At 59.7% G+C, this 24,333-nt stretch carries 17 protein-coding genes; 2 read left to right on the plus strand and 15 right to left on the minus strand.

Annotated features, from left to right (window positions below):
- Nucleotides 1-2 precede the first annotated feature (2 nt).
- Nucleotides 3-467, minus strand: a complete 465-nt coding sequence (locus HBO41_RS16240; RefSeq protein ID WP_069786112.1) for a multidrug transporter — start codon at nucleotides 465-467, stop codon at nucleotides 3-5.
- 360 nt (nucleotides 468-827) lie between these two features.
- On the opposite strand from HBO41_RS16240, the gene HBO41_RS16245 reads away from it, so the two are divergent.
- Nucleotides 828-4,202 (plus strand): hypothetical protein, encoded by a 3,375-nt coding sequence (locus tag HBO41_RS16245; protein WP_346342961.1) that lies wholly within the window; start codon nucleotides 828-830, stop codon nucleotides 4,200-4,202.
- Between the two features lie 85 nt (nucleotides 4,203-4,287).
- Here the strand turns inward: HBO41_RS16245 and HBO41_RS16250 are convergent, their stop codons facing one another.
- The 14 genes from HBO41_RS16250 to yaaA all read right to left on the minus strand — a co-directional run bounded on the left by HBO41_RS16250 (nucleotide 4,288) and on the right by yaaA (nucleotide 22,961).
- Entirely contained in the window at nucleotides 4,288-4,563 is a 276-nt protein-coding gene (locus tag HBO41_RS16250; RefSeq protein WP_169986936.1) for a DUF3077 domain-containing protein, read from the minus strand.
- A gap of 319 nt (nucleotides 4,564-4,882) precedes the next feature.
- Nucleotides 4,883-6,334 carry a mannose-1-phosphate guanylyltransferase/mannose-6-phosphate isomerase gene (locus HBO41_RS16255; protein ID WP_017138155.1) on the minus strand — a complete coding sequence of 484 codons (1,452 nt, stop codon included), beginning with the start codon at nucleotides 6,332-6,334 and terminating at the stop codon, nucleotides 4,883-4,885.
- Between the two features lie 186 nt (nucleotides 6,335-6,520).
- Nucleotides 6,521-7,177, minus strand: a complete 657-nt coding sequence (locus tag HBO41_RS16260; RefSeq protein WP_017135222.1) for an alginate O-acetyltransferase AlgF — start codon at nucleotides 7,175-7,177, stop codon at nucleotides 6,521-6,523.
- 16 nt (nucleotides 7,178-7,193) lie between these two features.
- A complete protein-coding gene (locus HBO41_RS16265; RefSeq protein ID WP_138452514.1) occupies nucleotides 7,194-8,366 on the minus strand; it encodes an alginate O-acetyltransferase in 1,173 nt (390 codons plus the stop codon).
- An 11-nt stretch (nucleotides 8,367-8,377) separates the two neighbouring features.
- Nucleotides 8,378-9,910 carry an MBOAT family protein gene (locus tag HBO41_RS16270; protein WP_017135220.1) on the minus strand — a complete coding sequence of 511 codons (1,533 nt, stop codon included), beginning with the start codon at nucleotides 9,908-9,910 and terminating at the stop codon, nucleotides 8,378-8,380.
- Between the two features lie 145 nt (nucleotides 9,911-10,055).
- Nucleotides 10,056-11,165, minus strand: a complete 1,110-nt coding sequence (locus tag HBO41_RS16275; protein ID WP_169986938.1) for a mannuronate-specific alginate lyase — start codon at nucleotides 11,163-11,165, stop codon at nucleotides 10,056-10,058.
- 8 nt (nucleotides 11,166-11,173) lie between these two features.
- Nucleotides 11,174-12,622 (minus strand): alginate O-acetyltransferase, encoded by a 1,449-nt coding sequence (locus HBO41_RS16280; protein WP_169986989.1) that lies wholly within the window; start codon nucleotides 12,620-12,622, stop codon nucleotides 11,174-11,176.
- 11 nt (nucleotides 12,623-12,633) lie between these two features.
- Nucleotides 12,634-14,202, minus strand: coding sequence for a mannuronan 5-epimerase AlgG (gene algG, locus HBO41_RS16285; protein WP_017135217.1), 1,569 nt, complete (start codon nucleotides 14,200-14,202; stop codon nucleotides 12,634-12,636).
- Nucleotides 14,202-15,689, minus strand: a complete 1,488-nt coding sequence (locus tag HBO41_RS16290; protein ID WP_017135216.1) for an alginate export family protein — start codon at nucleotides 15,687-15,689, stop codon at nucleotides 14,202-14,204. Before HBO41_RS16290 ends, algG begins: the two co-directional genes overlap by 1 nt.
- A complete protein-coding gene (gene algK, locus HBO41_RS16295) occupies nucleotides 15,686-17,107 on the minus strand; it encodes an alginate biosynthesis TPR repeat lipoprotein AlgK (protein WP_050547728.1) in 1,422 nt (473 codons plus the stop codon). Before algK ends, HBO41_RS16290 begins: the two co-directional genes overlap by 4 nt.
- Nucleotides 17,108-17,218: 111 nt before the next feature.
- Nucleotides 17,219-18,385, minus strand: a complete 1,167-nt coding sequence (locus HBO41_RS16300) for an alginate biosynthesis protein Alg44 (RefSeq protein ID WP_017135214.1) — start codon at nucleotides 18,383-18,385, stop codon at nucleotides 17,219-17,221.
- Nucleotides 18,386-18,421: 36 nt separating this feature from the next.
- Entirely contained in the window at nucleotides 18,422-19,903 is a 1,482-nt protein-coding gene (alg8, locus tag HBO41_RS16305; RefSeq protein WP_032865428.1) for a mannuronan synthase, read from the minus strand.
- Nucleotides 19,904-19,986: 83 nt separating this feature from the next.
- A complete protein-coding gene (locus tag HBO41_RS16310) occupies nucleotides 19,987-21,303 on the minus strand; it encodes a nucleotide sugar dehydrogenase (protein ID WP_017135212.1) in 1,317 nt (438 codons plus the stop codon).
- Nucleotides 21,304-22,181: 878 nt separating this feature from the next.
- Entirely contained in the window at nucleotides 22,182-22,961 is a 780-nt protein-coding gene (gene yaaA, locus HBO41_RS16315) for a peroxide stress protein YaaA (protein ID WP_099548424.1), read from the minus strand.
- Between the two features lie 120 nt (nucleotides 22,962-23,081).
- Here yaaA and HBO41_RS16320 point away from each other — a divergent pair, with 120 nt between their 5' ends.
- Nucleotides 23,082-24,206: a polysaccharide deacetylase family protein gene (locus tag HBO41_RS16320; protein WP_099548425.1), complete on the plus strand. Its 1,125-nt coding sequence runs from the start codon at nucleotides 23,082-23,084 to the stop codon at nucleotides 24,204-24,206.
- Nucleotides 24,207-24,333: the final 127 nt, after the last annotated feature.

Here is a 24,333-nt window from a genome sequence, read left to right on the forward strand (position 1 = left end):
TGTCAGTCCGAGAAACTGCCTTGCAGGTGCTCGGCGCGAAATTCCAGGGTTTGCGGGCGGTAGCCGGGGCGCAGCGGCGGCGTGGGTAAACAGTCGTCCCAGGTGGCGCCGGCCTGTAATTCGCCAGGGCCGCGGTAGCGCGGCGCAGCATAAACGTTATCGGCCAGGTTCACCGTGTCCCCCGGTGCATACGCTGCGAGGCGCCAGCGCAATTCAGTGAGCGGCACGTCGTTGCCGTTGATCAGCACCAGTTTCAACGGTCGGTCGGCCGGGCATTCCTGCGGCGCGTAGCTGATGCGCAGTTCCAGGCGTGCCAGTTGCGAGGCTTCGCGGCTGTCCAGCCACACCACCCAGATGGCGACAAAACCCAGGCCGACGGCGGCGGCCAGCGATACCGGCAAGGCTTTGGCGGGGTAGCGCAGCAGCAGGATCAGCCAGGTGATGATCAGTAGAACGCCGAAGAACATGATGATGACCTCGCGAAGGGATAGACCATCGTACCTGTGGCTGGGCCGGGTTGACTATCTACGGGCAGAGACAGGGTCTGTGCGCTGCATTGAACACATGATCAAACAAGTTTTTTTAGCGGTTTTTATACGAATCGACACTCAGGAAGTACCGAAGCCTGTCGGAACAGAGCGCCTCGACAGGTCCTACTTCAAGTCCTTTTATGTGAGAAAGAGTCGATGATTTACCGCCCCCTCAGTCCAGGCAATCAGCAACCGTTTTTGGCTATAACGCCACCCTCTTCATTGCCGGTTGAACCACCTCCTGCGGCGGTGGGCAATGAACCGTTGCAAGCGCCTTCGGCTCCCCAAACGCCCAGGGTGCCTCGGTTGCGCAGAGCCACACTGGAAAACCCTCCGGCCCGCGACACCTCTAAGCCTTCGGCGCTGACGCTCAGTCAGCGCCAAGAATTGGCAGGGAATATTCATACCAATTATTGCCTGACGGTGGCGTTGGAAGAGATCCAGGCGGCCATCGCCGAGGATCCGAGTCTGGATGTTGCAGCGTTGCTCGAAGTGAAGAAATTTTCCGCTCATCACGTTTCTACTTTTGGGCGCGCCTATAAAATCGCGCCGGGCGAGGATGTGCCGCTGGCGTGGTTCCTGCGGGAAAATCAATGGCTGGTCCCCAAGGATCTTGGGCAACTGGCCAACCTCATCGCCGTGTGCAAGGAGCCGTTGCCTGAGCCGGTTGAGCACGGCAATTACTGGGGGCTGTTATCCCAGCCCGCCACATTGGACAGTGGTCAGCGCACCCGGCTAAGCGAAATGGCCGCCGCCGAAATGGCCACGCTGTCGCCTGGCAAAGGCATCTTCGCTGCTTTTTATGAGAAGCATGGGGTTTCGCTTCAAGGCATGAGCGCCGCGCAGCTGCTTGAAAGCATGCTGGGCAGTGCTCAGATCAGAAACTTGGGCCAAACGCTGGAAATGGCCCTCAACAGTGACGCGTCACTGACCAGCAAAGATGCAAGTTGGGCGTTGGCGGCAATGGTGCTGGAGCTGGATCCGCAGGCCGGCAGCAAGCGTGGCGTCGTGGCCGGGTATGACCTTTACCAGCCAGCCAATCGAGATGTCCATCCTTCGGTGGTCGTCTCGCGCCTGGAGAAACATCTGGTGGACCAGGGCAAGGTGCCTGTCGAGCTGGCACCGGCCGCCGCGCGCTTATTGCTTGCAGGCGCTGACCCTGCCTTCATTGCCGAAGATATGCCCAGCAACCTGGTGGTTAAGTCTGCGGCCTTTGCCAAGCTGTCGGCGGTTGTGCAGGCGCAAGAGTTTTGGACGCCGGGCATTGCGACATACACCGATTTTCAAACGTTCATGAGGCTGGCCAATCACAGTCCTGTCTCGGAGGCCGAGGGGGTTGTCGAGGCCAAGGCTCAGTCCAATGCGTTGATTCAGTGGGGCGTTGCCCAGGATGAAATGGCAGGTAAGGACGATGAAGACTATACGTCGCAAGACGTGGTCGGGTTACGCGACGCCTTCAATGAGGAACTCTCCTCATTGAAAAAAGCCCATGAGCAGATAAGCGCCGCCATGCCCACCCGCGAGAACATCGCAGTTGAAAACCTGAAAGAGGCCTATGGGGCCGATCACTCATTTGATGTGCGTAATATCAGCATTGCCAACATCGATGCCAGTGAAAGCCAGTACCACTCGTTACTGGATATCTACATGTCAGGAAAGATGGACCGTATCCCAAGAGGGCAGCGGTACGATTTTCAGTTAGGTAACCGTTTCACCCGGGTCAAGCCGCTTCCTGATGTCAACCAGGCATTCGACAGCCAGTTCGATAGCTACTTCAACAACTTGAAGGAGGGCGTGACAACCACCTCCAGACACCAACTATTGCAGCTGTCTGCGCAAGACAGACACACCATCGCGTCGGGTAAGGTCGAGTTTTTTTCTCTACGCAAAGCCGGTGTTGCGCAGGCTGAGGAGACGGAGAGCCCGGAACAGGCACAAGCGGCCAAGGCGCGTTACGGACTGTTGATGCGGGTGCTGACCAAAGTCGACAAAAACGGCAGTGACCGGGACGTTAAAAACCTGCGCCATGTGTACTACGAAGTGTTCCCCCTGCAAGGCGTCATCCGCCGTCGCGACGACCTGCCCCGGTATCTGCCTAACCCCCCTCCACGAGTGGCCAACGCTCAAACCTACGCCACGACTCAGGCTAAAGGGGTCAGTGTTCCGGTCGATTATGAGGCCTATGAAAACGGCACCCCGCCACAGGCCGGCAAGGTTTCGACGGGGCTGTTGACTCAGCAGCTCAACGCGCCTTATTTGCCTGAGCCCAGGCAAGGGCAGGACGCCAGTTCCGCGGTTTCCGTGAATGCTCGGTTCGACACGATCGCCAAGGTGATCGCCGACCACCTGTTACATGATCGCGATGCCATAAAGGCAGGCGCCAAAGGCGTGACCGAGGTGGAAAAGGAAGAGGCCGGCATCAAGGCCGCGCATGATTTTGTGACCGGATTGATTCCGTTTAAAAATGCCATCGAAAACGCAGTCAAGGGCAATACCGGCGCGGCCATCAAGGACTTTGCGCTGGATATCTTTGGTTTCATCCTGCCATTCGGCAAAGGGCTGGGGCAGGCGAGCAAAGCGTTGGGCAAGTTGAGTGAAAAGCTCGGAACACGGGCGTTCAAGGTGTCCGATACGGTTTTGCGCTCAGTTGCCAGTGGCTTGAACCCCACCGACGGTCTGGGAGACCTGGCAGTGGGGCTGGCAAGGGGCGGGAAGACAGTGTTGAAAAGTAGTTTCGGGGAGCTGAAGCAAATATTGCAGGAGCAGTCTGTCAATGTTGGCGTCTCTGGGAAGGTAGCGAACACGGTATCCGACATCGCCGGCACCGGTCGCCAACTGCCCGACTACAGTGCTCACTCACTGCCTGATAGCCTGCTTGAGGGCCGGAATATAAAAGGGGATGGCACTTACCAAGTCGGTGATCAGCACTATGTTCGTTTCACCGATGGCACAGCCACCAGCCGAGTATTTGAAATCAGCCGGAACTATAAAGTTGCGGGCGGCCAGGTTCGGGTTATTGATCCTGTCACCCAGAAAACGGTGATGTTCCTCCAGCCAACAGGCACCGGCGAATGGCGACTGAACAGCCTGCTGGGAGGCGTCAAGCCCGAAACACTGCAACGCATGAATGGGATCAGGCCTGCGCCGCAAAAACGTCCTGCCGGGCAAGGCAGCTCTGGTTCAGCCGCAGGCGTGGGGGGGGCCGGCAGTCAACCGGCCTTTAAACGACCCAAGTTGCCTGAAGTTTTCCAGGGTGAAAAGGCGCTGATGGATCCGCCCGTCAAAGGCGAGAACCGTTTCTACCATTACACCGGGGCAAAGTCTCATGCCGCAATCAACAGCGATTGGCATTTGCAGTCCTCGGTGCTTAACGTGGATGGCAAGCCGTTACCGCGTGGGAAAGGCAGGCATTACTTTACGGATCTGGCGCCTGATGATGCGGCAACCAAAGAGATCTCCACGACTATTTTTGGGCGCCGGCGACATGGCAACCAATTGGACAAGATGACGCATTACTACGAGGTCAATACCTCGGGGCTGGCGGTCATGAAAACCGATAACCCACATATTTTTTATGTGGAGACGACATACGCCCTGCCCTTGAAGTACAGCGTCGAAGGTGAGCCGGTGAGTCGAATCATTACCCACGGGCAAACGCCATTCACTGCGTAGCCTCTACGGCCCCTCCCGCATTTAACCGCGTCCCTGCTTTGAAATACGGCCAACGGCGGGAGGGGGCTTGCTCCCGATGAATTGCTTACTGAGCAGAAGAATCCGCCTGCAAGCCTTCGATGGAAGCCTCAACCAATGCCAAACCGGTTTCGGCTAATTGCAGGCTGGCCCAGTTCAGGTAGCTCTGGTGTTCGGTGCACAAGTCTTGAGCTGCCAAGGTGAGCACGCGCGCGGTGCCTAAAACATAGCTGGCATGTTCCAGTGCATGTTCGATGGGAATGCCGGGTTGTACGCAAAAAAGAGGTTCTTCACTGCGGTTGCTGGGGCCGAAGGGGGTGGGGCGGGTGGTTTGTTTGGACATGGTGGATCTCCTGATGAAAATGGGATCCTATGAGTTCGCGAGGCCGTCAAACCTCATCACGAATGAGTCGTGACAGGCGCGAGGATAGGCAGGATGGGGGCAAGGGTCAATGCTGGCGGGATGCTTTCGGACGCCATCGCAGGCAAGCCAGCTCCCACATTCGACTGCATTCCAAGAGCATACCCGGTCCAACTGTGGGAGCTGGCTTGCCTGCGATGAGGCCCTTACGGTCACTGCAAAACCCAAGAAAAAGCCCCCACCCAGCCCACTGCGGATAGGGGACGCAACGGGCTGGATGAGGGCTTCTTGTACGACCGTGTTACTGCGCGATAGTTTTCACCGAAACGCCACGTTCAACCGGCGTCGAGCGACCGTAGATATCTTCAAAGCGCTCGATATCGTCTTCGCCCAGGTAGCTGCCCGATTGCACTTCGATGATCTCCAACGGGATCTTGCCCGGGTTACGCAGGCGGTGCACCGAGGCGATCGGGATGTAGGTGGACTGGTTCTCGCAGAGCAGGAACACGTTGTCGTCACAGGTGACTTCGGCCGTGCCGCTGACCACGATCCAGTGTTCGGCGCGGTGGTGGTGCATCTGCAGCGACAGGCACGCGCCCGGCTTGACCGAGATGTGCTTGACCTGGAAACGCCCGCCCATGTCCACCGAGTCGTAGGAGCCCCACGGGCGGTAGACTTCGCAGTGGTTCTGGGTTTCGCTGCGGCCCTGGTCGTTGAGGGTGGAGACCATCTGCTTGACGCCCTGGACCTTGTCCTTGTGGGCAATCATCATCGCGTCCTTGGTTTCCACCACCACGATATTGTCCAGGCCGATCACCGACACCAGCTTGCCGTTGCCGTGGATCATGCAGTTGCGGCTGTCCTGGATCACCACGTCGCCTTTGCTGACGTTGCCATTGACGTCTTTGTCATTGACCGCCCACAACGAGGCCCAGCAACCCACGTCGCTCCAGCCGGCACTCAACGGCACCACGCAGGCGCGCTGGGTTTTTTCCATCACGGCGTAGTCGATGGAGTTGTCCGGGCAGCAGGCGAAGGTAGATTCGTCGAAGGTCACGGTGTCGGCATCTTGCTCGCTGCGTTCCAGGGTCAGCACGCAGGTGTCGTAGATGTCCGGGTCGTGTTTTTTCAGCTCTTCAAGAAAACGGCTGGCGCGGAACAGGAACATGCCGCTGTTCCAGAAGTAGCCGCCGCTTTTGACGAACTCGACGGCGCGTTTTTCATCGGGTTTTTCCACGAACTGTTGCACGCGGCTGACGCCTTCGGGCAGCAGCGAATCGTTGCTGGACTTGATGTAGCCGTAACCGGTTTCCGGGCGGGTTGCCGGCACGCCGAACAGCACCATCTCGCCACGCTCGGCCGCCACGGTGGCCAGGGCCAGGGCGCGTTGCAGGGCTTTCTGGTCGTCGATCACGTGGTCGGCGGGCAGCACCAGCATCAGCTCGTCGCGGCCTTCGTTGACCAGCATCATCGCAGTCAGGGCCACGGCCGGCGCGGTGTTGCGGCCGAACGGCTCCATCAGGATGCGTTGGCATTCGAGCTTACGCGTGCTCAGTTGCTCGTTGACGATGAAGCGGTGGTCCTTGTTGCAGACCACGATCGGGGCGTCCATGCCTTCGAACACCAGGCGCTCCAGGGTTTGCTGGAACAGTGTGTGTTCGCCGGTCAAGGCCAGGAATTGCTTGGGGAACTGTTTGCGGGAAAGCGGCCAAAGACGTGAGCCGCTACCACCGGAAAGGATTACTGGGATCATGGGTGTTTCTCCTTGAATCGATTTGGGTCAGAGCTACGAAGGTTTGTCGTTTCACTCTTGTTTTTGTCTCGGTCCTGAGTCGAAACGCGCACAGTGTGGGAGCTGGCTTGCCTGCGATGGCGCCTTCAAGACTGCCATCGCAGGCAAGCCAGCTCCCACAAGGGGCGTGTCAACTCAGGGAAATCATCAGCGGGTCGACACGGGGCGCTTGACCCACACTGGCGAAATGCTCGAACCCGAGCCGGTCACGTACAGCACCGCCGCTTCACCCCGTTCCAAAGCCACCGGCTTCACATCGCCGACTTTCTTGTCACCGTCGTACAACGCCAGGCTGACTTTCACCGGGTTGATTTCGCGCTCGCCACGGCCCTTGGCAGCCACCGACTTGACCACGTCGGTCTTGCCGTCGGCGGTTTTCAGGGTCAGGGCCTTGTCGCTGAGGTTCTGCACACGCACCAGGGATTTTTGCTTGTTCTTGAACGGCGGCTCTTCGATCAGCTGGGGCTGGCCGCTGCCGCTGTTAACCAGGGTGTAGTAGTGGTCAGCGGCAAGTTTGACCGGCACGGTCTGGCTGCCGACCTTGGCGCTGTAGTCGCCGCCGGGCATGAAGCTGAAGTCACTGCTGGCCAGCGGCGCCACATCGCTCAAATTGGTCGCGCCGACGGTAGCGCTGACTTCCTGGTTCGATGCGTTGTAGATCCGCACAAAGCTTGAGCCTTTCGGTGCAGTCGGGCCGTAGAGCGCGGCGTCGCCCCCGGCGAAGGCGGACATCGATACGAAGCTCAAGCCGGCAGCGATGGCCAGGGTCTTGGCGAGACGACGCGGAGTAGTAGTGAAAGTCATGTGAGTTACCTCTCTTTCAGTTTTGCGCCCGGTCGGGCGTCTCGGATTTTTGAGTGTTCAAAGCCATGTTCTGTTGGCGCGAACCGGCTTGTTTAAGCTGCGCAACCCACTGCGGGTCGGCATCACCGATTTCGTTGTTGACGGGCAGATAACGTTCCGGAAACTCCCAGATCAGCACTTGGGGCGGGCTGTTCTTGAAGTCATCGCTTTTCAGGTAGCTGAGCATCGGCAGGATCGGGCCGTGGCCGTCTTCGGAGTAGTTGATGACGTCGCTGTGCAAGGCTTGCTTGAGGGCGCCGACGAAGTTCCAGTTGGGGTTGGCGCTGTAGCTGGTGCCCACCAGAGCCACTGGCGTTTCACTGTCGGCAAACAGGGCGTCGTCGCCTTTGTTTTCCGCCAGGTGCGTGACGCGTTTTTGCAGCGGCTCTTTAGGCGGCATCAGGTTTTCGAACAGCGGGTCCAGCGGCAGGAACAGGCGCAGGTCACCTTTGTGCGGTTCGGTTTTTTCGGCTTCAGTGACAAAACGCTGCGGCTCGCCGCTCAACGGCGTCTTGTCGGCAATGGTCTTGGCCAATTGTTTGGCAGCGATTTCCGCACCGTCCGGGGTCCAGTGGGTATCGGTGCGCAGGAACACTTGCGTGCCGCCCAGCTTGGCCTGTTGCAGCGGGCCAAGCAGGTCAGGGGCGATGATCTTGTCGGCCGCCACACGGGCGTGGAAGTCCTCGTACAGGTTGGCGTGGATGCTCGCCGGTTTCACTTTACCCAGGTGTTCCGGGTACAAGCGCACCTTGGCCGGCACGATCGCCATCACCAGTTGGATGCCCTGGGCCTTGAGTTTTTGGCGCACGCCTTCGACCAGCGCGTAGTTGCCTTGCAGGTTCTGGTCCTCGTTGACGATGGGGTTGAATTCCTCGTCGCTGTACAACCAGTGGTCGCGGCCCAGCACCACGCCGGGGCGGCCTTCATTGAACAGCTTGTAGTCCAGCGCCGCCCAGAGGTTGGTGCCCAGGCGCTTGATCGGGAACTCATCGTCGTAGTGGGTCTCGACGGCCTTGGTCCAGCGGCCGTTGAGCACGGTGGCGTCGGCGTTGGTGCTGAAGCCGAAGAAGCTGCGCAGCGACCAGGCGCCCAGGGCCAGCAGCACCAGCAGGAACAGCGTGATATAGAGGACGCGAAATGAACGGGTCATGGTCGGCTCCCTCAAAATTGGAAGTAAAGGAACGGCGAGAAACTCTGCGCCGACAGTTTCAGAATCGAGGCCACGAACAGCAGCAGTACGGTGGCGCGCATGGCGTAGCGTGGCCAGTCAGCGGTCCAGTAGGCCGGTTGCACGGCGGCGTCCTGGCCCACGCTGAAACCGGGCTGGTGGATGCTGCCTGGGTTGTCGCCCGGTACTGCCTTGATCAGGCTCGGGTCGGCGGGTTTGGCTTTTTCGGCAGGGCGATTGTTGTAGAAATCGCGCAGGCCAAAGAACGCCAGTGTTGCGTAGGCCACCACCAGGGTTGCCACTTGCAGGCCAGTGAGGCTGGCGCGGTTGAGTTCTGACAACGACCACTCACCAAAGCTGAACATCGCGCCGTACATACGCCCGGCGACGTGCAGGTTTTCGGCGCGGAAGATCACCCAGCCCATCACCACCAGCAGGAAGGTGAAGGCCCAGCGCAGCAGATTGAAACTGCGTGGCGCGGTATTCAGGCCGATGGCTTTTTCAATCGCCAACCACATACCGTGCCACGCGCCCCACACGATGTAGGTGATGTTTGCGCCATGCCACAGGCCACCGAGCAGCATGGTCAGGAACAGGTTGCGATAGGTGATCAGCGTGCCTTTACGGTTGCCGCCCAGGGTGATGTACAGGTAGTCACGCAGCCAAGTGGACAGGCTGATGTGCCAGCGCCGCCAGAACTCGGTGATCGACTGGCTGATGTACGGCTGCTTGAAGTTTTCCATGAAGCGGAAACCCATCATCAAGCCCAGGCCGATGGCCATGTCGCTGTAGCCGGAGAAGTCGAAGTACAGCTGCGCGGTGTAAGCCAGCGCGCCGAGCCAGGCATCGCCCGTGGTCGGGTTTTGCAGGGCGAAGCAATGGTCGGCCACCACCGCCAGGGTGTCGGCGATGAAGACTTTCTTGATGAAACCTTGCATGAACCGCGTGCAGCCCTCGGAGAACTTGTCGAGGGTGTGGGTGCGGTTGTTGAACTGGTCGGCCAGGTCACGGAAGCGCAACACGGGACCTGCAATCAGGTGCGGGAAGATCGCCACGAACGCCGCGAAGTCGATCAGGTTGCGGGTTGCCGGGGTATCGCCTCGGTACACGTCGATGATGTAGCTGATGGACTCGAAGATGTAGAACGAGATGCCAATCGGCAACAGTACGTGGGTGAGGATAAACGGCTCCAGGCCCGCCGACTTCATCATCACATTGATGCTGTCGACGCCGAAGTTGGCGTACTTGAAGTAGCCGAGGATGCACAGGTCGACAGCCACGCCGAGCAACAGCCAGCGCTGCGCTGGTTTGGTGCGCACGCCGGCGGCACCGACCTTGAGGCCGATCCAGTAATTCCACAGCGTCACGGCGGCGAACAGCGCCAGGAAGTCCACTCGCCACCAGGCGTAGAACACGTAGCTGGCAATCAGCAGCAGCAGATTGCGATAGCGTTGCCCGCTCAAGTAGTACAAGCCGAGAAAGATCGGCAAGAACAGAAACAGGAACACATTGGACGAGAAAACCATCCCGATCTCTCCATGTTTAACCAACAGTCAAGGGCCAACGGCCCCCCCAAACCCCCCACGAATCTGGGAGGGTGTACGCGTTCAGTGTGGGAGCAGGCAAGCCAGCTCCCACATTTGGACCGAGTCCAGGTGTGGGAGCTGTGTATCAGCTGCCTTTGTTGCCTTTTTCGTGCGTCGGGTCGTAGACCTTGGTCAGGTCACCGCCGAGGCGGAAGGTCTTGAACGGCTGCATGCCGTGCTTGCGCTCGATCACCTCCGGCGCGCAGGTGTAGAGGGTGCAGAAGGGTTCAAGCCAGGCAAATTTCATGTCCTCCTTGAGGTCCTTCATGTCCTGCTCTTTGCCGTTCTTCTTCTCGAAGATGTCCGGGTCTTTCACCCCGGCCAGCACCTTGTCGCCCAGGCGTTTGAGCGCGCCGTTATTTTCCTGGCGCAGGTCCACACCGTTGACCAGGGCAAAGCTGGCGATCATCGACAGCGGCGGCAGCGCGTAGTTGTGGTACGCCAGGGCGCGTTGCTGGCGCTTCAGTTCGTTGGGCAAGAAGCCCTGGGCGTCCACCTGGTTGGCGCCGACCTTGTATTCCTTCACCGCCCAATCAAACAGGTCGCGACGGTTGGTGGCGATGGACGTGGCCATCACCGACCAAGCGGCCCAGTAGGAGTGGTTGTTGGTTTTATCCAGGGGCAGGTTGTCCCAGTCGCTGACCACTTGATCGGCGAGTTTGTTGAACCAGGCCTCGATCAATTGCGATTCCTGCTGATGATTGGCCAGCGGGTGCGAGTCGGAGAACTTCAGGCGTACATAGGCCGAGGCCATGCTGCCCAGCGCCCATTTGCGCATGGACTTGCCGGTGTGGTTGAAGTCCTTGGACATCAAGGCATCGGCCTTGGCCCAGCTCGTAAGCCAGTTGAGGGTGCACTCCAACTGCTCCGGGCGGCCGTCGCGCATGAACTGCATCACGCGCTTGCTGGTGTCTTTTTCCAGCTTGGTGATGTCGGCGGTGCTGTCGCGAAAGGCTTTTTCCGATTGCACATTCAGGGTGGCACGGGCCTTGTCCGAGCCTTCGTACTTGCTGCGAAATTGCAGCGAGCCGGTGTACGGCGCCGGCATGGCGTCGCAGTCATTCTTGAAGTCGCCGGTCTTGAACGCTTCCACCGGGGCGAAATAGCCTTGAGGTGGACGCAGTGGCGCGGCGGCGTTGACTACACCTGCGAACATCGCCAGGCCCAGCAGCGTTGGAATCAATAATTTCTGCATAAGTAACCTCACTTCCCAAGCTGGGCGGTCTGTTGACCACCCGCCGAGAACACGTTGCGTGTGCAAATTTTCGCTTCGACTTTCTGCGCGGCAGTGCCCGCTTCGGGGCCTTGCACTTCCACGGCCAGCAAGTTCTGCGAGGCCCAGTCTTCATCGGTGCGCAGTTCAAAGGCGAAACGCCCGTCTGTATCGGATGTTTCGGGTTTCTCGATCTTGATGTCCTCGTGGCGCCCGTTCATGTACCAGAGGGTGGCTTGCAGGGTTTTCACCGACGGGTCGGCGAAGCGGATATCGACCTGATGGTTGGCGTTGCGCAGGTCTTTGTTCGAGCTGTTGACCATCAACTCGTTCTTGCCGGGTTTGAGCGTGGTGCTGGCGCTCATTTGCGCAGGCTTGCCTTCGCAGCCGTTGTCGAGCAGCGCCATCATCTGGCGGTAAATGGTTTCCTGGTCGAGGCGGTACAGCGGCGAGAATTCCCAGATAAGGATTTTCGGCGGCGTCTTCTGGAACTCGTCGCTGCCCAGGTACTGGATCATCGAGCCTTCCAGACCGCCGCCGGGGAAGGCGACGTTAAGGATGTCGGCACCGATTTCCTGCTCCAGGAAGCCGGCGAAGTTGTAGTTCTTGCCGCTGTGGCTGGTGCCCACCAGGGTGATCTGCGGGTTGCCCGAATCGCCGAACAGGTCGCCGTCACCGGCTTCGCCTTTAGGCTCGGTGGTGAACTGGTCCATGTACTGGATTGCGTAGCTGGTGCCGCACAGTTGCCCGGCCATGTTGTGCAGGGTGCCGGTCTTGCCCATGCGCCCTGAGCGTTTGGTTTCGAATTCGCGCTTGGGAATATCGGCAAACTCGGGCATGGCACGCACTTTGGCGCCGACGATTTTTGCCGTGCGTTGGGCGCCGTATGGCGTCCAGTGCTGGTCACCACGGAAGTAGAAGTCGTGGGCCGGCAGTTCATCCGGCAGTTGCTCGTTGGTCAACGGCGACAGGTCCGGCACCACATAACCCATCTTGGCGAAACGGCCGAGCATGCTTTTGTAGTTGCCCAGCGCCTTGTCAAAATTGAACGCGGCTTTTTCCTCAGGGTTGAGCTTGTTGCGATTCACCAGGCCTCGGGTCGGCTGGTACACCACCACCAGTTCCACGCCCTTGGCCTTGAACGCATCGTGCAGCTGCTGCATGCGTTTGTAGCCGGCGGGGCTGGTGTCGAATTCGGTGCGCAAATCTTCCTGGGTACGGAACAGCCAGTCGCCCTGGGCTTGCACTAGGGTGGTGAAGTTCTGCTGGTAGCGCGTGGTGTAGTTCTTCGCGTCATGGGCGGCCGGGCACAGGCTGCAGCACGGCTCGGCGGTGAAGGTCGGTGCCTTGATTTCATCGGCGCGCACGCCCTGGCTGGCCGCCAGCAGGCCGAGGGTCAGACCCGAGAGGCTCAGCAGTTTGATCATGTGTGGGTGCATAAGGGTCATCCTCAGTCCTGCATTTGGGTCTGGCGTTCGACAGGGTCGATCAGCACGGCTTTCTGCTGGCGCACCAGCAGGTCGAGAATCTCTTCCTGGCGATCGCCCAGCACGCCGGCAAAGCTGATGCCGCTGGATTTGGTCGGCGCCAGCATCGACACGCGGTACAGCTCGATGCTCAACGGCGAATCAATCGACAGCGGCCCGCTGCCGTTGCCGGCCAGCTCGCCGCCGACCACGATCAGCGAGACTTTCGCGTCAAACGGGTCGAGGGCGATGTCGCGGTCGGTGTCGGTCAAATCCTTGATGTGCCCGTACACGCCGGTCAGCCCGTTGGCCATGGCGGAGTTCTCGTACAGGCGAATGTTCACGCTGTTACGCACGCGGATGCCGTGGCGACGGTTGGCGATGACCTTGTTGCCCCACAACAGGTTGTCGCCGCTCTCATAGAGGGTGATGCCGTCGGTGTGGTTGCGGTAGATCTCGTTGTCGGCGATCAGGTTGTTGACGCTGTTACGGTCGATCACCAGGCCCGAGAGCTTGTTGTCGTAGCTGCGGTTGTTGAAGATGAAGCTGTCGTTGACCTCACGGGAAATGATGATCCCGTGCTTCTTCTTGGTGCCGTAGACGGTGTTGTCAGCAATGATCAGGCCGTGGGAACGGTCGTGCGGGTCGATGCCGTAGACGATGTTGTCTTTGTAGGTGTTGCCCTTGATCACAAAGCCGGTGGTCTCGTAGCAATAGAAGCCATACCACATGTCGGAGAACTCGGAATCGATGATCCAGCCGGTCGGTTCCGCGCGCTTGAGCACCTTGGCCATGTTCGGCGTGTACTGGGAAATACTCACGCCGTAAGACTTACTGTTGGCGTAGCCAAAGCTGGCCATCTTGGTCTTGGAGATGTAGGTTTCGGTGCCGCCCCAGGCCAGCAGGAACGGGCGGAACTCCTTGGGCGACTTGAACAGCGCCGGGCCGTTGGTCTTTTCGTCCCAGCCGGTGATTTTGGTGTCACGCACAAACAGCTGGCCGTCGTTGATCAGGAACGAACCGGCTTGCTGGGACAGGCGCAGCTCCTGGGTCTTCTTGTCGATGTCGAGGATGCCTTTGCGCCCGACCACAATCGGCAGCTTGGCCAGAAACACGCCCGGCGAGGTTTCACTGAGGTACTGCTTGGGCACTTTACCGAGCAGGTCCTTGAGGTTCAGGTAGCCGTCGTCGACAAAGATTGCCTGGGGAATGCCGTGCTGGCGTACCACCCATTCGGCCATCTTGTTATCGCCGCCGATAAAGTCCTTGAGCGCGTCTTCCTGCATCATGCGGCGGATGCTGACTTTGCCCGGTTTGCTGCGCACGATCTTCTTTTCCATCGCCGCTGCGGTGTAGCCAGTCAGGTCGGGCAGCGCAGGCTTGGGCAGTTCCAGCGGCGCGGTGGGCGGGCTGGAAATGGTGTAGGTCTTGGCCTGTTGCAGTTCCTTGGCGATGGTCGGCGCCTTGGCCGCCGTATCGGCAAACGCTGTGGCGCTGGCCATCAGCATTGCCGCGACGAGTAGGCTTTGAGCATTCATTGCGCAGGCTCCCATCAGAATTTCCAGATCACGTCGACAAACGCGCGGTGCATGTACGAGTCGACCTGGCTGCCATAGGCATCGCCCGGCTTGAACACGCCTGCACGAAAGCGCACCAGTGCCGACGGCTCGTCGATCGACTGGCTGAGGGCGGCCGGCAACAGGCCCTTTTTGAAGTACTTGGTGACCACCAGGTCCATCTCCTGACCCAGGTCTTTTTTGCCGTCTTCCAGCGGTAACGAGGTGCTGGACAGGATCGCGCCGGTCACGTCGTCGGTGTTGTTCTGCACCGCATCGATGCCGTTGCTGCCCACCGGCTTGTTGCCGTCGACGCGCCAGAACTTGTGATAGACCAGGCTGGCGTCGTAGTCCTCGCGCAGCTGCCAGGAACCGAACAGGCTCATGGACTGCATGTTGTTCATCTCGCCGCGAAACGCTTCGCCAAAGCGATGCACGCGGGACTGGGTGCCGGTCCAGTTCGAACGGTTGCTTTGCAGGCCGTTCTGCTCGTACTCGGCGCTGGCACGGGAATAAGCCGCACCGACTTGCCACTGCGGGTCGAGGCGCAGGCGCACGCCGATGTCAGTGGCCCAGCCATTCACGTCGTCGCTGCGTTTGGCCTGGGTTGGGCGGGTGCCGTCGGCGTTGAGGGCATTGACCGTGTCGCGGTTGCCTTTCATGCCGGTGACGCTGGCCCAGTAGTTGACGGTGTTGGTGTTGCGCCAGTTGTAGGCGTCGCTGTTGGCTTCGATGCCGAGCCAGGTCAGGTCGCCGTTTTCGCGCTTGTCCAACGAGTCGGTCGCCACGCCCGGTTCCGGGTAGTCGAGCTTACCGTTGTCATGGGTGTGGTGGGCGCGCAAGCCGATCCACTGGCCTGGGGTCCACTGGTAGGCGGCGTCGGCGTAGAGGTGCTGGCGGTCCTTGTCCTTGGGCGACAGCTCCTTGAGGTCGGTGCGGTATTCGCTGAAGCGTTCGGCAACGCCGACATTGGCCTTGAGCAGGGTGGTATCGAAGGTCCAGTTCAGCGCTTCGATATTGGTGTCGCGCCATTGGCCGTCGTCATTGCGCAGGCGTTGGCGACCCAGCTTGAGCAGCTCGCCCGGGTAAGGCGTGAAACCGCTGTAGCCGACCCAGAACTCGCGCATGGCCAGGTAGTTTTTCTTGGACTTGCGGTCGTTGTTGGTGGTTTGCTGATTTTCGTCATCGGCCGATTGTTGCAGGGGGTCGGTCTCGATGATGTCACTCGACACGACCGCCTGGCCCATGGCGTAGGCGCTCCACGCGCCGCTTTCGCCGTAGACCCACGGGCGCAGGTCGAGGCCGATGCCGTTGACGTCGCCGCCTTTTTGCGTACCGAGGTCGCGGTCATCTTCGGATTGTGCGGTGGCTTTGACTTCCAGGCCGAAGTTCTTGGCTTCGGTCAGCGCGGCCAGGGTCGGGCACGACCACAGCAGGGCGAAGGTCAGGCCGATACCGGCCTTGACGAATGGGTTGAGCTTCATAGGGATTCCTCGCCGTCTTCTTCTTGCAGGGCGTGCAGTTGCAGCGTGCTCTGGGCCAGGGTGCCGCGCGTGGCCAGTTCCTGTTGCACCAGGCGTTGGCCTTCGGCGCGTTGCTCAGGCGTGAGCGGGGCTTCGAGCTGCGTGGCCAGGTCATTGGCCTCTGGCGTGTCCTGGGCTTTGGCCAATTGGCTGAAGACATAGGCGTTCAATGGGTCGGGCTTGGTGCCCTTGCCCTGGGAGAACAATTGCGCGATGGCGAAGTCGGCGCTGTTCTGGCCGTTGCGTGCAGCGGTCAGCAGGTGGTCGAGGGCTTTTTGCGAGTAGACCTTGCCCAGGTAGCCACGGCGGTAGATCTGGCCGAGGTAGTAATCGGCGGCGACTTCACGGCCCACGGCTTTCTCGAAATGCGCTTCGGCAGCCTTGGCGTCTGCCGGTACCCATTTGCCTTCGTAGTAGAGCTTGCCCAGCAACAGCTCGGCGCGCGGCTGGTCGGCGGCGCGGCCGTTGTCCAGGTACTTCATCATCTGGTCGACGTCGCCCAGTTCGGGGAAGTCGTAGAGCAGTTGCGCCAGGCTGACCCAGGAGGCCGGATAGCCAGGGGCGATTTTTTCCAGCAGCGCCTGGGCGGTTTTTTCATCCGGCTGGCCGAGTGTCGCATCACCCAATACGCGGGCTACGCTGTCGACGCGCTGGGCGGTGACGGTGCCACGGGCGTAGCCGGCTTCGAGCTGCTTGAGCAGTTCGGCCTGTTTTTCCGGCTCGGCTTTCTTCTGATAAACCGTGGCCAGCTCGACGTAGCAGATATCGGTGGTGTTCAGCGCCGCCTTGCAGATGCGCTCCACATCATCCAGGTGCTGGTCGTAGGTGCCCTGGGTGCGATACAGCAGCACCTGGGCCAAACCTGCTTCCGGGTAACCCGCCGCCTGCCATTTGCTGATTTGCTGTTGGGCGTTCACGTTGGGGAAGCTGTGCGGGTATTGCAGGTACAGCATCGCCAGCGGGATCAGGGTGTTGCCTTCGCCATTGGCAAAGGCTTTTTTCAGCAGGCCTTCGGCTTCGTGCTGTTCGGCTTCGGTAGCGCCGGGTTTGGCCACCAGCAGGCGGCCCAGACGTGCCTGGGCACGCGGCGACGTATCGGCGGCCGCGCGGTAAGTGGCCTCGGCCTGGCGGATTTGCTCGGGATCGCGGGTGGTGACCTGGATGTCAGCGAGGCCGACTTGGGCTTCGCTGTAGCCCAGGTCTGCCAACTGCTGGTAGTTCTGTTGGGCGGTGACCGTGTCGCCACGTTTGAGGGCTTCGTTGGCCAGGCGCTGGTCGGGCAGGCCGGCGCAACCGGCGAGGCTGACCGCCAGTGCCAATGTGCAGAATGCAGAGGCGAAGTGCGACCCGCTCTGTGTGGGAGCTGGCTTGCCTGCGATGCGGGCAACTCGGTCTTTCAGGTGCACCGAGTCGATCCCATCGCGGGCAAGCCCGACTCCCACAGTGCTCTGTGTTGTGCTTGAAATAGGGTTCACAGGCATGTCCTCCGCTTACAGACCGTGAGCCATGGCTTTATCGATCAGCCAGTTCAGCGAAGGGCCGCGGTCGCTGGTGACTTCCACTGGGCGCCCGGCATAGGTGCTGTCCAGCGGCGCGTCCGGCTTGATCTGCACGCGAATGTCGGAAGACAAGTCGGCGCTGTTCAGGCTGGTGCTGCTGACGATGGTGCCGGTACGGATCTGTTCTTCGTCGGCGACCTGGAAGTTCACCTGTGTACCTGGGCGCACGTCAGCGAACTGGCGATAGGTAAAGCGCGCTTCCACATTGGCCTGGCTGCCGCGTGGCACCAACTGGAAGATCACATCGCCCTTGCTGGCGTACTGGCCGTCAGCGACCAATTGCTGGGCGACCACGCAATCGCACGGCGAGGTCAGGGTGCCGGTCATTTGCTTGCCGAACAGCTCTTCAACCTTGGCCGGTTGCAGCTGGTCTTCGTCCAGATGGCCCTTGAGCACATCGAGCATGCTGGTGCTGAACGTCGCCAGTGGCGCACCTTTGGCTGCAACCGCGTCGCCTTTGAGCAGGCTCTGCACGGTGCCGTCGCGCGGCATGGTCACGTTCATGCCGGGCACGCTGACGAGGCCGGCCTGGGCGTGGCTGACGAAGTACATGCCGTACACCGACTTGAACACAAAACCGAACGCGGCGAGGCCGACAATGAAGATCCCGGCGCTGAACACCACCGCGCGCAGGCGGCCGAACGCGGTCATGCCGCTGCCGCCGTCCTTGACCTTGCGCGCCTTGGTGAAGTTGTCGCGTTGCAGGGTGGCCAGCACGTCGCCCATGGTCACGATGTCGCCGGACAGGTGCGAAGTGATCAGGTGGCGCAAGGTGGAAATATCCTGGGCGTCGAGGTTCTGGAACTGGCAACCGGTGCGGCCGCTTTGGCGGTCGTAGGAGCGAATCTGCAGCTCTACATCCATCGCCAAACCGAGGTTATCGATCACGAACTGCAGGCGGCCCTTGTGCACTTCACCCACGGTCAGCGGCTGGGTGGCGGTGAACGCCAGGCCACCGGCGGACAGGTCGATCACCCGTGCTTCGGTCTGGGTACGGTCGGTGTTGAAGAAGCGCAGCTTGGCCGGGATTTTGACCCGGGCATGTTGGCGCTGGGCTTCGGATTCGTGGACAACGTTGGCGTTTACTGGGCTGTTCATATGTTCGATTTCCTAGTTAATTCAGGCTTGGCTGGGTCAGACCATCATCAGCAACACGGCGACGAAAATGCTGCCGGCGGAGAAGGTCATGGTCCGAGACGACCAGGTGTTGAACCAACGTTGAAAGCTGGCCAAATCGCGGGTCAGTTTGGTGTCCTGGCGGGTCCAGGACTGTTGATCAAGGCGGAAGAACACGTAGATCTTCACCAGCGCGCCCATGATCTGGTTGTAATAGAGAATCACCGGGTAGGCCGGGCCGATCTTGTGGCCGGAGCACGACAGCAGCAGGGTCAGGATCAGGCGGGTGATACCGATCCACAGCAGGTACGCGAGGATGAACGCGCCGCCGTATTTGAAGGTGGCGATGATCGCCACGGTCAGGCCGAGCAGGGAGGTCCACATCGATACGCGCTGGTCGAACAACACGATGCTGGTGAACAGGCCCAACCGACGCATACCCAGGCCCAGGGCGCGGGAGTTCTGGCGCAGGTTGTTGCCGTACCAGCGGAACATCAGCTTGCGGCTGGCCTTGATAAAGCTCTTTTCCGGCGGGTGTTCCACGGTGTGGATCGCGGCGTCCGGCACGTAGAAGGTGTCGTAGCCCAGGCGCATCAGGCTGAACCAGCTCGACTTGTCGTCACCGGTCAAAAACTTGAAGCGGCCCAGGCGCCAGTGTTGCAGCGAGTCGCTTTCCACGTCGGCGATAAAGCCGGGGTCGGTCACGACGTTGGCGCGGAACACCGACATGCGCCCGGTCATGGTCAGTACGCGCTTGGACAGGGCCATGGAGCACATGTTGATGTGGCGCTGGGCGAAGCGCAGCTTGTGCCATTCGCTCATGATGTAGCCGCCGCGTACTTCGCAGAATTCGTTGGTGGTCAGGCCACCGACATTGCCGAACAGCTGGAACCACGGCACGGTCTTGCGCACTACACCTTCGGCGAGCACGGTGTCGCCATCGATCACCGCCACCACGGCGCGGTCATCCGGCAGGTGGCGCGAGATAGCGCGGAAACCGAAGGCCAGGCCGTCGCGTTTGCCGGTGCCGGCGATGCGCACGAAGTCGAGCTTTACGCGCTCCGGCGGGTTCATGCGTTCCCACAGGCTTTTCACCAGCAGCTCATCGGACATCTCCACCAGCGAGCACACCACGGTGGTTGGGAAGCCGCACTCGATGGCTTCGCGAATCACCGAGCTGTAGACCTGCGCGGTGGTCAGCGCGTCGATACGGAAACTGGTGACCATCAGGAATACGTGGGACGGGTCGGCCGCCTTGCCCAGCTTGCGCACCTTGCGGCGCAAGTGCGGGTAGACCACGTACAGGAACAGCATGCCGCGAAAGAAATGCGTAGCACCCATCGAGTAGCGCCAGATGCCGACGGCGCCAATCAGGAAAATAAAATTCTTCGACTGCGAGTCGAACGTACTGGCTGGCAACAGCAGGGCGAGACCCATCAGCAGGCTGAGGAAGAACAACCAGCCGGCCGATTGCAGTAATACATGTTTTAACTTGGACATAAGCGTCATCCGGAAGGGAAGGAGGCTTCAGGCTGCACGCGCTGGGGATAAAGACACGTGCAACCCGAAACTTGCCGTCGCTGTTACCAGCAAATGCCTTCGGTACGGCTGCTGACACTGGTGGCCTGGGACATGAAGCCCACCAAGTCGATCACCTGTTTGCCGTGAGGTGCGTTGTGCGCCAGGGCACGGAATTTCTCGTCACGGTTGCCGAGGATGATCACGTCGGAGTTGTTGATCACGTCGTCGAAGTCGGAATTGAGCAGGGACGACACATGCGGGATCTTGCCTTCGATGTAGTCCTTGTTCGCGCCGTGGACACGGGCGTATTCGACGTTGCTGTCGTAGATGCTCAGGTCAAAACCCTTGCCGATCAGCATTTCCGCCAGTTCCACCAGCGGGCTTTCGCGCAGGTCGTCGGTGCCGGCCTTGAAGCTCAGGCCCAGCAGGGCGACTTTGCGTTTGTCATGGCCGGCGACGATGTCGAAGGCGTTCTGTACCTGGGACTCGTTGCTGCGCATCAGCGAGTTGAGCAGCGGCGCTTCCACATCCAGCGAGCTGGCGCGGTAGGTGAGGGCGCGCACGTCTTTGGGCAGGCACGAGCCGCCGAACGCGAAGCCTGGGCGCATGTAGTACTGGGACAGGTTGAGCGTCTTGTCCTGGCACACCACTTCCATCACTTCGCGACCATCGACGCCGACGGCCTTGGCAATGTTGCCGATCTCGTTGGCGAAGGTGACCTTGGTGGCGTGCCACACGTTGCAGGTGTACTTGATCATCTCGGCGACGGCGATGTCCTTGCGGATGATCGGTGCATCGAGTTCTTCGTACAGCGACTGCAGGACATCGCCGGAGGCTTTGTCGAATTCGCCGATGACGGTCATCGGTGGCAAGTCGTAGTCGGCGATGGCGGTGGATTCACGCAGGAACTCAGGGTTCACCGCCACGCCGAAGTCGACACCGGCTTTTTTGCCGGAGCAGTCTTCCAGAATCGGGATCACTACGTTGGCCACGGTGCCTGGCAGTACGGTACTGCGCACTACGATGGTGTGACGGGTGGTTTTGTCACGCAGGACAAAACCGATCTCGCGGCATACCGCTTCGATGTAGTTGAGTTCCAGGTCGCCGTTTTTCTTGCTCGGCGTGCCCACGCAAATCATCGACAGGTCGGTATCGCGGATGGCGTCGGCGAAGTTGGTAGTGCCGCGCAGTCGACCGTTTGCGATGCCTTGGCTCAACAGTTCGCCCAGACCCGGTTCAACGATCGGCGATTTACCCGCGTTGATCAGGTCGATCTTATCCTTGGAGATGTCTACGCCGACCACTTCATGGCCACGGGCAGACAGGCAACCGGCACAGACTGCGCCAACGTAACCCAAACCAAATATGCTGATGCGCATCGCAATTACCTCTTTGTTTAATACAGGCCATTAGATGGCTGGAGTTCATGTTTGCAAGCGTCACTGATGCCGCGAAAGTTGGGCGAATAGACGCCGACTTACCGCGTGCAGGCATGTTTAATGACGAGTGACTAATAAGTGCACCCAAGGTGTGCGCAACGTGGCCTTGTTATTGGAGCTTGCCCTGAAATGCAGCCGGCCTTCCTGGGAGAAGGGCCTGGCGTCAGTGCCGCAGAGCCTTGATAGAGGCTGATAGCCTTTAAATATCAATGCCTTGGGTTGTATCACTGACCCATTAGGGGAAGCTTGGCCTTGGTCTTATAGTGCGTGGCAATTCATCCTTGTCGCCGCTATCAACTAATCAATTGGCAATATGACTCCTGAGTCAAAGTTGAAATATGACAACTTTGCTACTTCCGTGGGTTGGTCATGTAAGTCATCTCTTACAGCAACAGAGAATTTCGTTACCGGTGGTATGAGCGGTGCTTGAGGGTGAAGTTCCTGGCCGCTCATCCTGTTTCCGGAAATTTCTTGAAATATTAGAAAAGATGGCACTGGTACTATATTGATAGCACTTGCTATTTGGGCGAGTGGATATGGGGAGTTGAAGAGAGGGGATAGTTTTGTGCCACTAGTGTTTGAAAAAAGTGGTGCCACTACGAAAAAAAATGACGAATGTCGAGTGAAAGATTCGTTAGGAATCTGCTTGAGGTTTTTTTGACGTCAAACAAATGACTTTTTCGACGTGGAATGCAGACAAAAATGTGGGAGCTGGCTTGCCTGCGATAGCGGAGTGTCAGGTAAAGAAATACTGACTGACCCACAGCTATCGCAGGCAAGCCAGCTCCCACAGTTGAACTACAGCGTGAGAGCGGGCGCTATTCCGGTGCGTGATCGCGCAGGAACACCAAATTATCCGGCTTGGACTGCTCCGCATTGAAGCGATAACCCTGCACATCAAACTGCTTCAGTTTGGCAGGATCATTGATGCGTTCTTCAATCACAAAACGGCTCATCATGCCCCGCGCCTTTTTGGCGTAGAAGCTGATGATCTTGTACTGGCCGTTCTTCAGGTCCTTGAACTCGGTGTTGATGATCCGTGCGTTCAGAGCCGTGCGCTTGACCGCCGAGAAGTACTCGTTGGAGGCCAGGTTGAGCAGCACGTCGTCGCCTTGTTCGGCCAGCGCTTCATTGAGCCATTCGCTGATGCGCGTGCCCCAGAATGCGTAGAGGTCTTTGCCGCGGGCGTTGGGCAGTTTGGTGCCCATCTCCAGGCGGTACGGCATCATCAGGTCCAGCGGGCGCAGCAGGCCGTAGAGGCCCGAGAGCATGCGCAGGTGGTCCTGGGCGTAGCTGAAGTCGGCATCGCTGAAGGTTTCGGCATTCAGGCCGGTGTAGACGTCGCCCTTGAACGCCAGCAGCGCCTGCTTGGCATTGGCCGGTGTGAAGGCCGGGGTCCAGCTGCCGAAACGGGCGGCATTGAGGCCGCCGATTTTGTCGGAGACGTGCATCAACTCGCTGATTTGCGCCGGGCTCAATTCGCGCAATTGTTCGATCAGTTCCTGGGAGTGGTCGAGGTATTGCGGTTGAGTGAAGCGTGGGGTTGCCGGCTTTGACTCGAAGTCGAGGGTTTTGGCGGGGGAAATCACCATCAGCATGAAGTTGGCTCCTGTAATCGTGGCAGGGATTCTAGGGGGTTGAGTGGTTTGACTCCACCTATGATGGCGATAGGCACGATCCGCTATGATGGGCGGTAACTCTGGAGAGGGAGACCCTGCGTGCGCCTAGCACTATTATTGTCAGCCTGCTTACTGTGCCTGAACGCCAGCGCCGCGCCGGTGGATGTCGCCAGCCTGGACCGTGGCATCTGGCCCGAAAAGCTCAGCAGCCCGGCGCTGTTCGATGTCGCTTCGCGCGCTGAAATCCTGATGTTCGCCCATAGCCTGCTGGCCAGCGAAAACCAGGATGAGGCCGCCCTCAAGCAGCGTCTTGGTCTGAAAAACATCAACCTCGCCGCCATCGACGACCTGCGTCGCCAGCTCTGGCAGCGCCTGCTGGAAAACTACACGGCGGCCCAGCAGAGCTGCGAAGAGGACGCCTCGTTCTGCTACCTGGTGGAAAACATGGACGATCTGCGCGAGCAGGCCGGCAAGTTCCAGGTCAGCGATAACTCCTTCTATATAGGCTGGGCCGGGCCTAGCCATAACTTCCATGAACGCTACCTGGAGGAGCTGTTGCGCAAAGCCGCGCTGTTCCCGCAGATCAGCAGCGAAGTGCTGCGCTTTGGTGACCACGAACGCAATGGCGACGAGTTCAACGACCGTCTGTTCCTGCTGACCTTCGACGGCGGCCCGGCGCCGGTCAGCGGCAATACCGACTGGCTCACCGACTACCTGCGCAAGCAGAAGATGAACGCCATGTTCTTTGCCCTTGGCAGCAGTTTGCAAACCCGTGTGGAGCGCAGTTCCAGCAGTGACGTGCAGGCCTTGTACCAAGGCCAGTGCGTGGGCACCCAGGGTTGGCAATACCGCTCCCACAGCCATTGGGTCGAGTGGCAAAGCTCGATTACGCGCAGCGCTGCGCTGGTGCAGAACCTGATGCCGGAAAACTACGTTCCGCTGTTTCGCCCGCCCTATGGCCAGCGCCGTGCCGACAGCCAGGGTTTCTTCCAATCCCAGGGTTTGCAGGTGGCGTTGTGGGACATCGACTCCCAGGACGAACCGGGCAAACTCAAGGCCGATGAGTCGGCGCAACGGGTGCTGACGTTGATGCTGCTGTGGCGCAAAGGCGTGATCGTGTTTCACGACACCCAGGACAAGGCGCGGGTGGCATTGCCGATGTTATTGCAGGCAACGGCGCAAAGTGGCTTGGGGTGGCAGGACTGCCGGGAGGCATTTCGCTGAAGTGCCCGGCCCTGTTAGGGATGGGGGAATTCAGGGGTGATTTTGTGCGACATTTCGATGCAGGCGGACTTCCGACTTTAACGGGGTCACTGGCACTCGGCTAGTGCTATTCGTCATCCTGAAAAAT

This window comes from Pseudomonas sp. WS 5146, assembly GCF_012985495.1.
GTDB lineage: Bacteria > Pseudomonadota > Gammaproteobacteria > Pseudomonadales > Pseudomonadaceae > Aquipseudomonas > Aquipseudomonas edaphica.

What these genes read in the sequence shown, in the direction of transcription:
- HBO41_RS16280 (WP_169986989.1), bottom strand. Translation starts at nt 12,622, where the DNA reads ATGCACCCACACATGATCAAACTGCTGAGCCTCTCGGGTCTGACCCTC.
- HBO41_RS16290 (WP_017135216.1), bottom strand. Translation starts at nt 15,689, where the DNA reads ATGAAGCTCAACCCATTCGTCAAGGCCGGTATCGGCCTGACCTTCGCC.
- HBO41_RS16300 (WP_017135214.1), bottom strand. Translation starts at nt 18,385, where the DNA reads ATGAACAGCCCAGTAAACGCCAACGTTGTCCACGAATCCGAAGCCCAG.
- algG (WP_017135217.1), bottom strand. Translation starts at nt 14,202, where the DNA reads ATGGGAGCCTGCGCAATGAATGCTCAAAGCCTACTCGTCGCGGCAATG.
- HBO41_RS16275 (WP_169986938.1), bottom strand. Translation starts at nt 11,165, where the DNA reads ATGCAGAAATTATTGATTCCAACGCTGCTGGGCCTGGCGATGTTCGCA.
- HBO41_RS16310 (WP_017135212.1), bottom strand. Translation starts at nt 21,303, where the DNA reads ATGCGCATCAGCATATTTGGTTTGGGTTACGTTGGCGCAGTCTGTGCC.
- HBO41_RS16250 (WP_169986936.1), bottom strand. Translation starts at nt 4,563, where the DNA reads ATGTCCAAACAAACCACCCGCCCCACCCCCTTCGGCCCCAGCAACCGC.
- alg8 (WP_032865428.1), bottom strand. Translation starts at nt 19,903, where the DNA reads ATGTCCAAGTTAAAACATGTATTACTGCAATCGGCCGGCTGGTTGTTC.
- HBO41_RS16265 (WP_138452514.1), bottom strand. Translation starts at nt 8,366, where the DNA reads ATGACCCGTTCATTTCGCGTCCTCTATATCACGCTGTTCCTGCTGGTG.
- HBO41_RS16270 (WP_017135220.1), bottom strand. Translation starts at nt 9,910, where the DNA reads ATGGTTTTCTCGTCCAATGTGTTCCTGTTTCTGTTCTTGCCGATCTTT.
- yaaA (WP_099548424.1), bottom strand. Translation starts at nt 22,961, where the DNA reads ATGCTGATGGTGATTTCCCCCGCCAAAACCCTCGACTTCGAGTCAAAG.
- HBO41_RS16255 (WP_017138155.1), bottom strand. Translation starts at nt 6,334, where the DNA reads ATGATCCCAGTAATCCTTTCCGGTGGTAGCGGCTCACGTCTTTGGCCG.
- HBO41_RS16240 (WP_069786112.1), bottom strand. Translation starts at nt 467, where the DNA reads ATGTTCTTCGGCGTTCTACTGATCATCACCTGGCTGATCCTGCTGCTG.
- HBO41_RS16260 (WP_017135222.1), bottom strand. Translation starts at nt 7,177, where the DNA reads ATGACTTTCACTACTACTCCGCGTCGTCTCGCCAAGACCCTGGCCATC.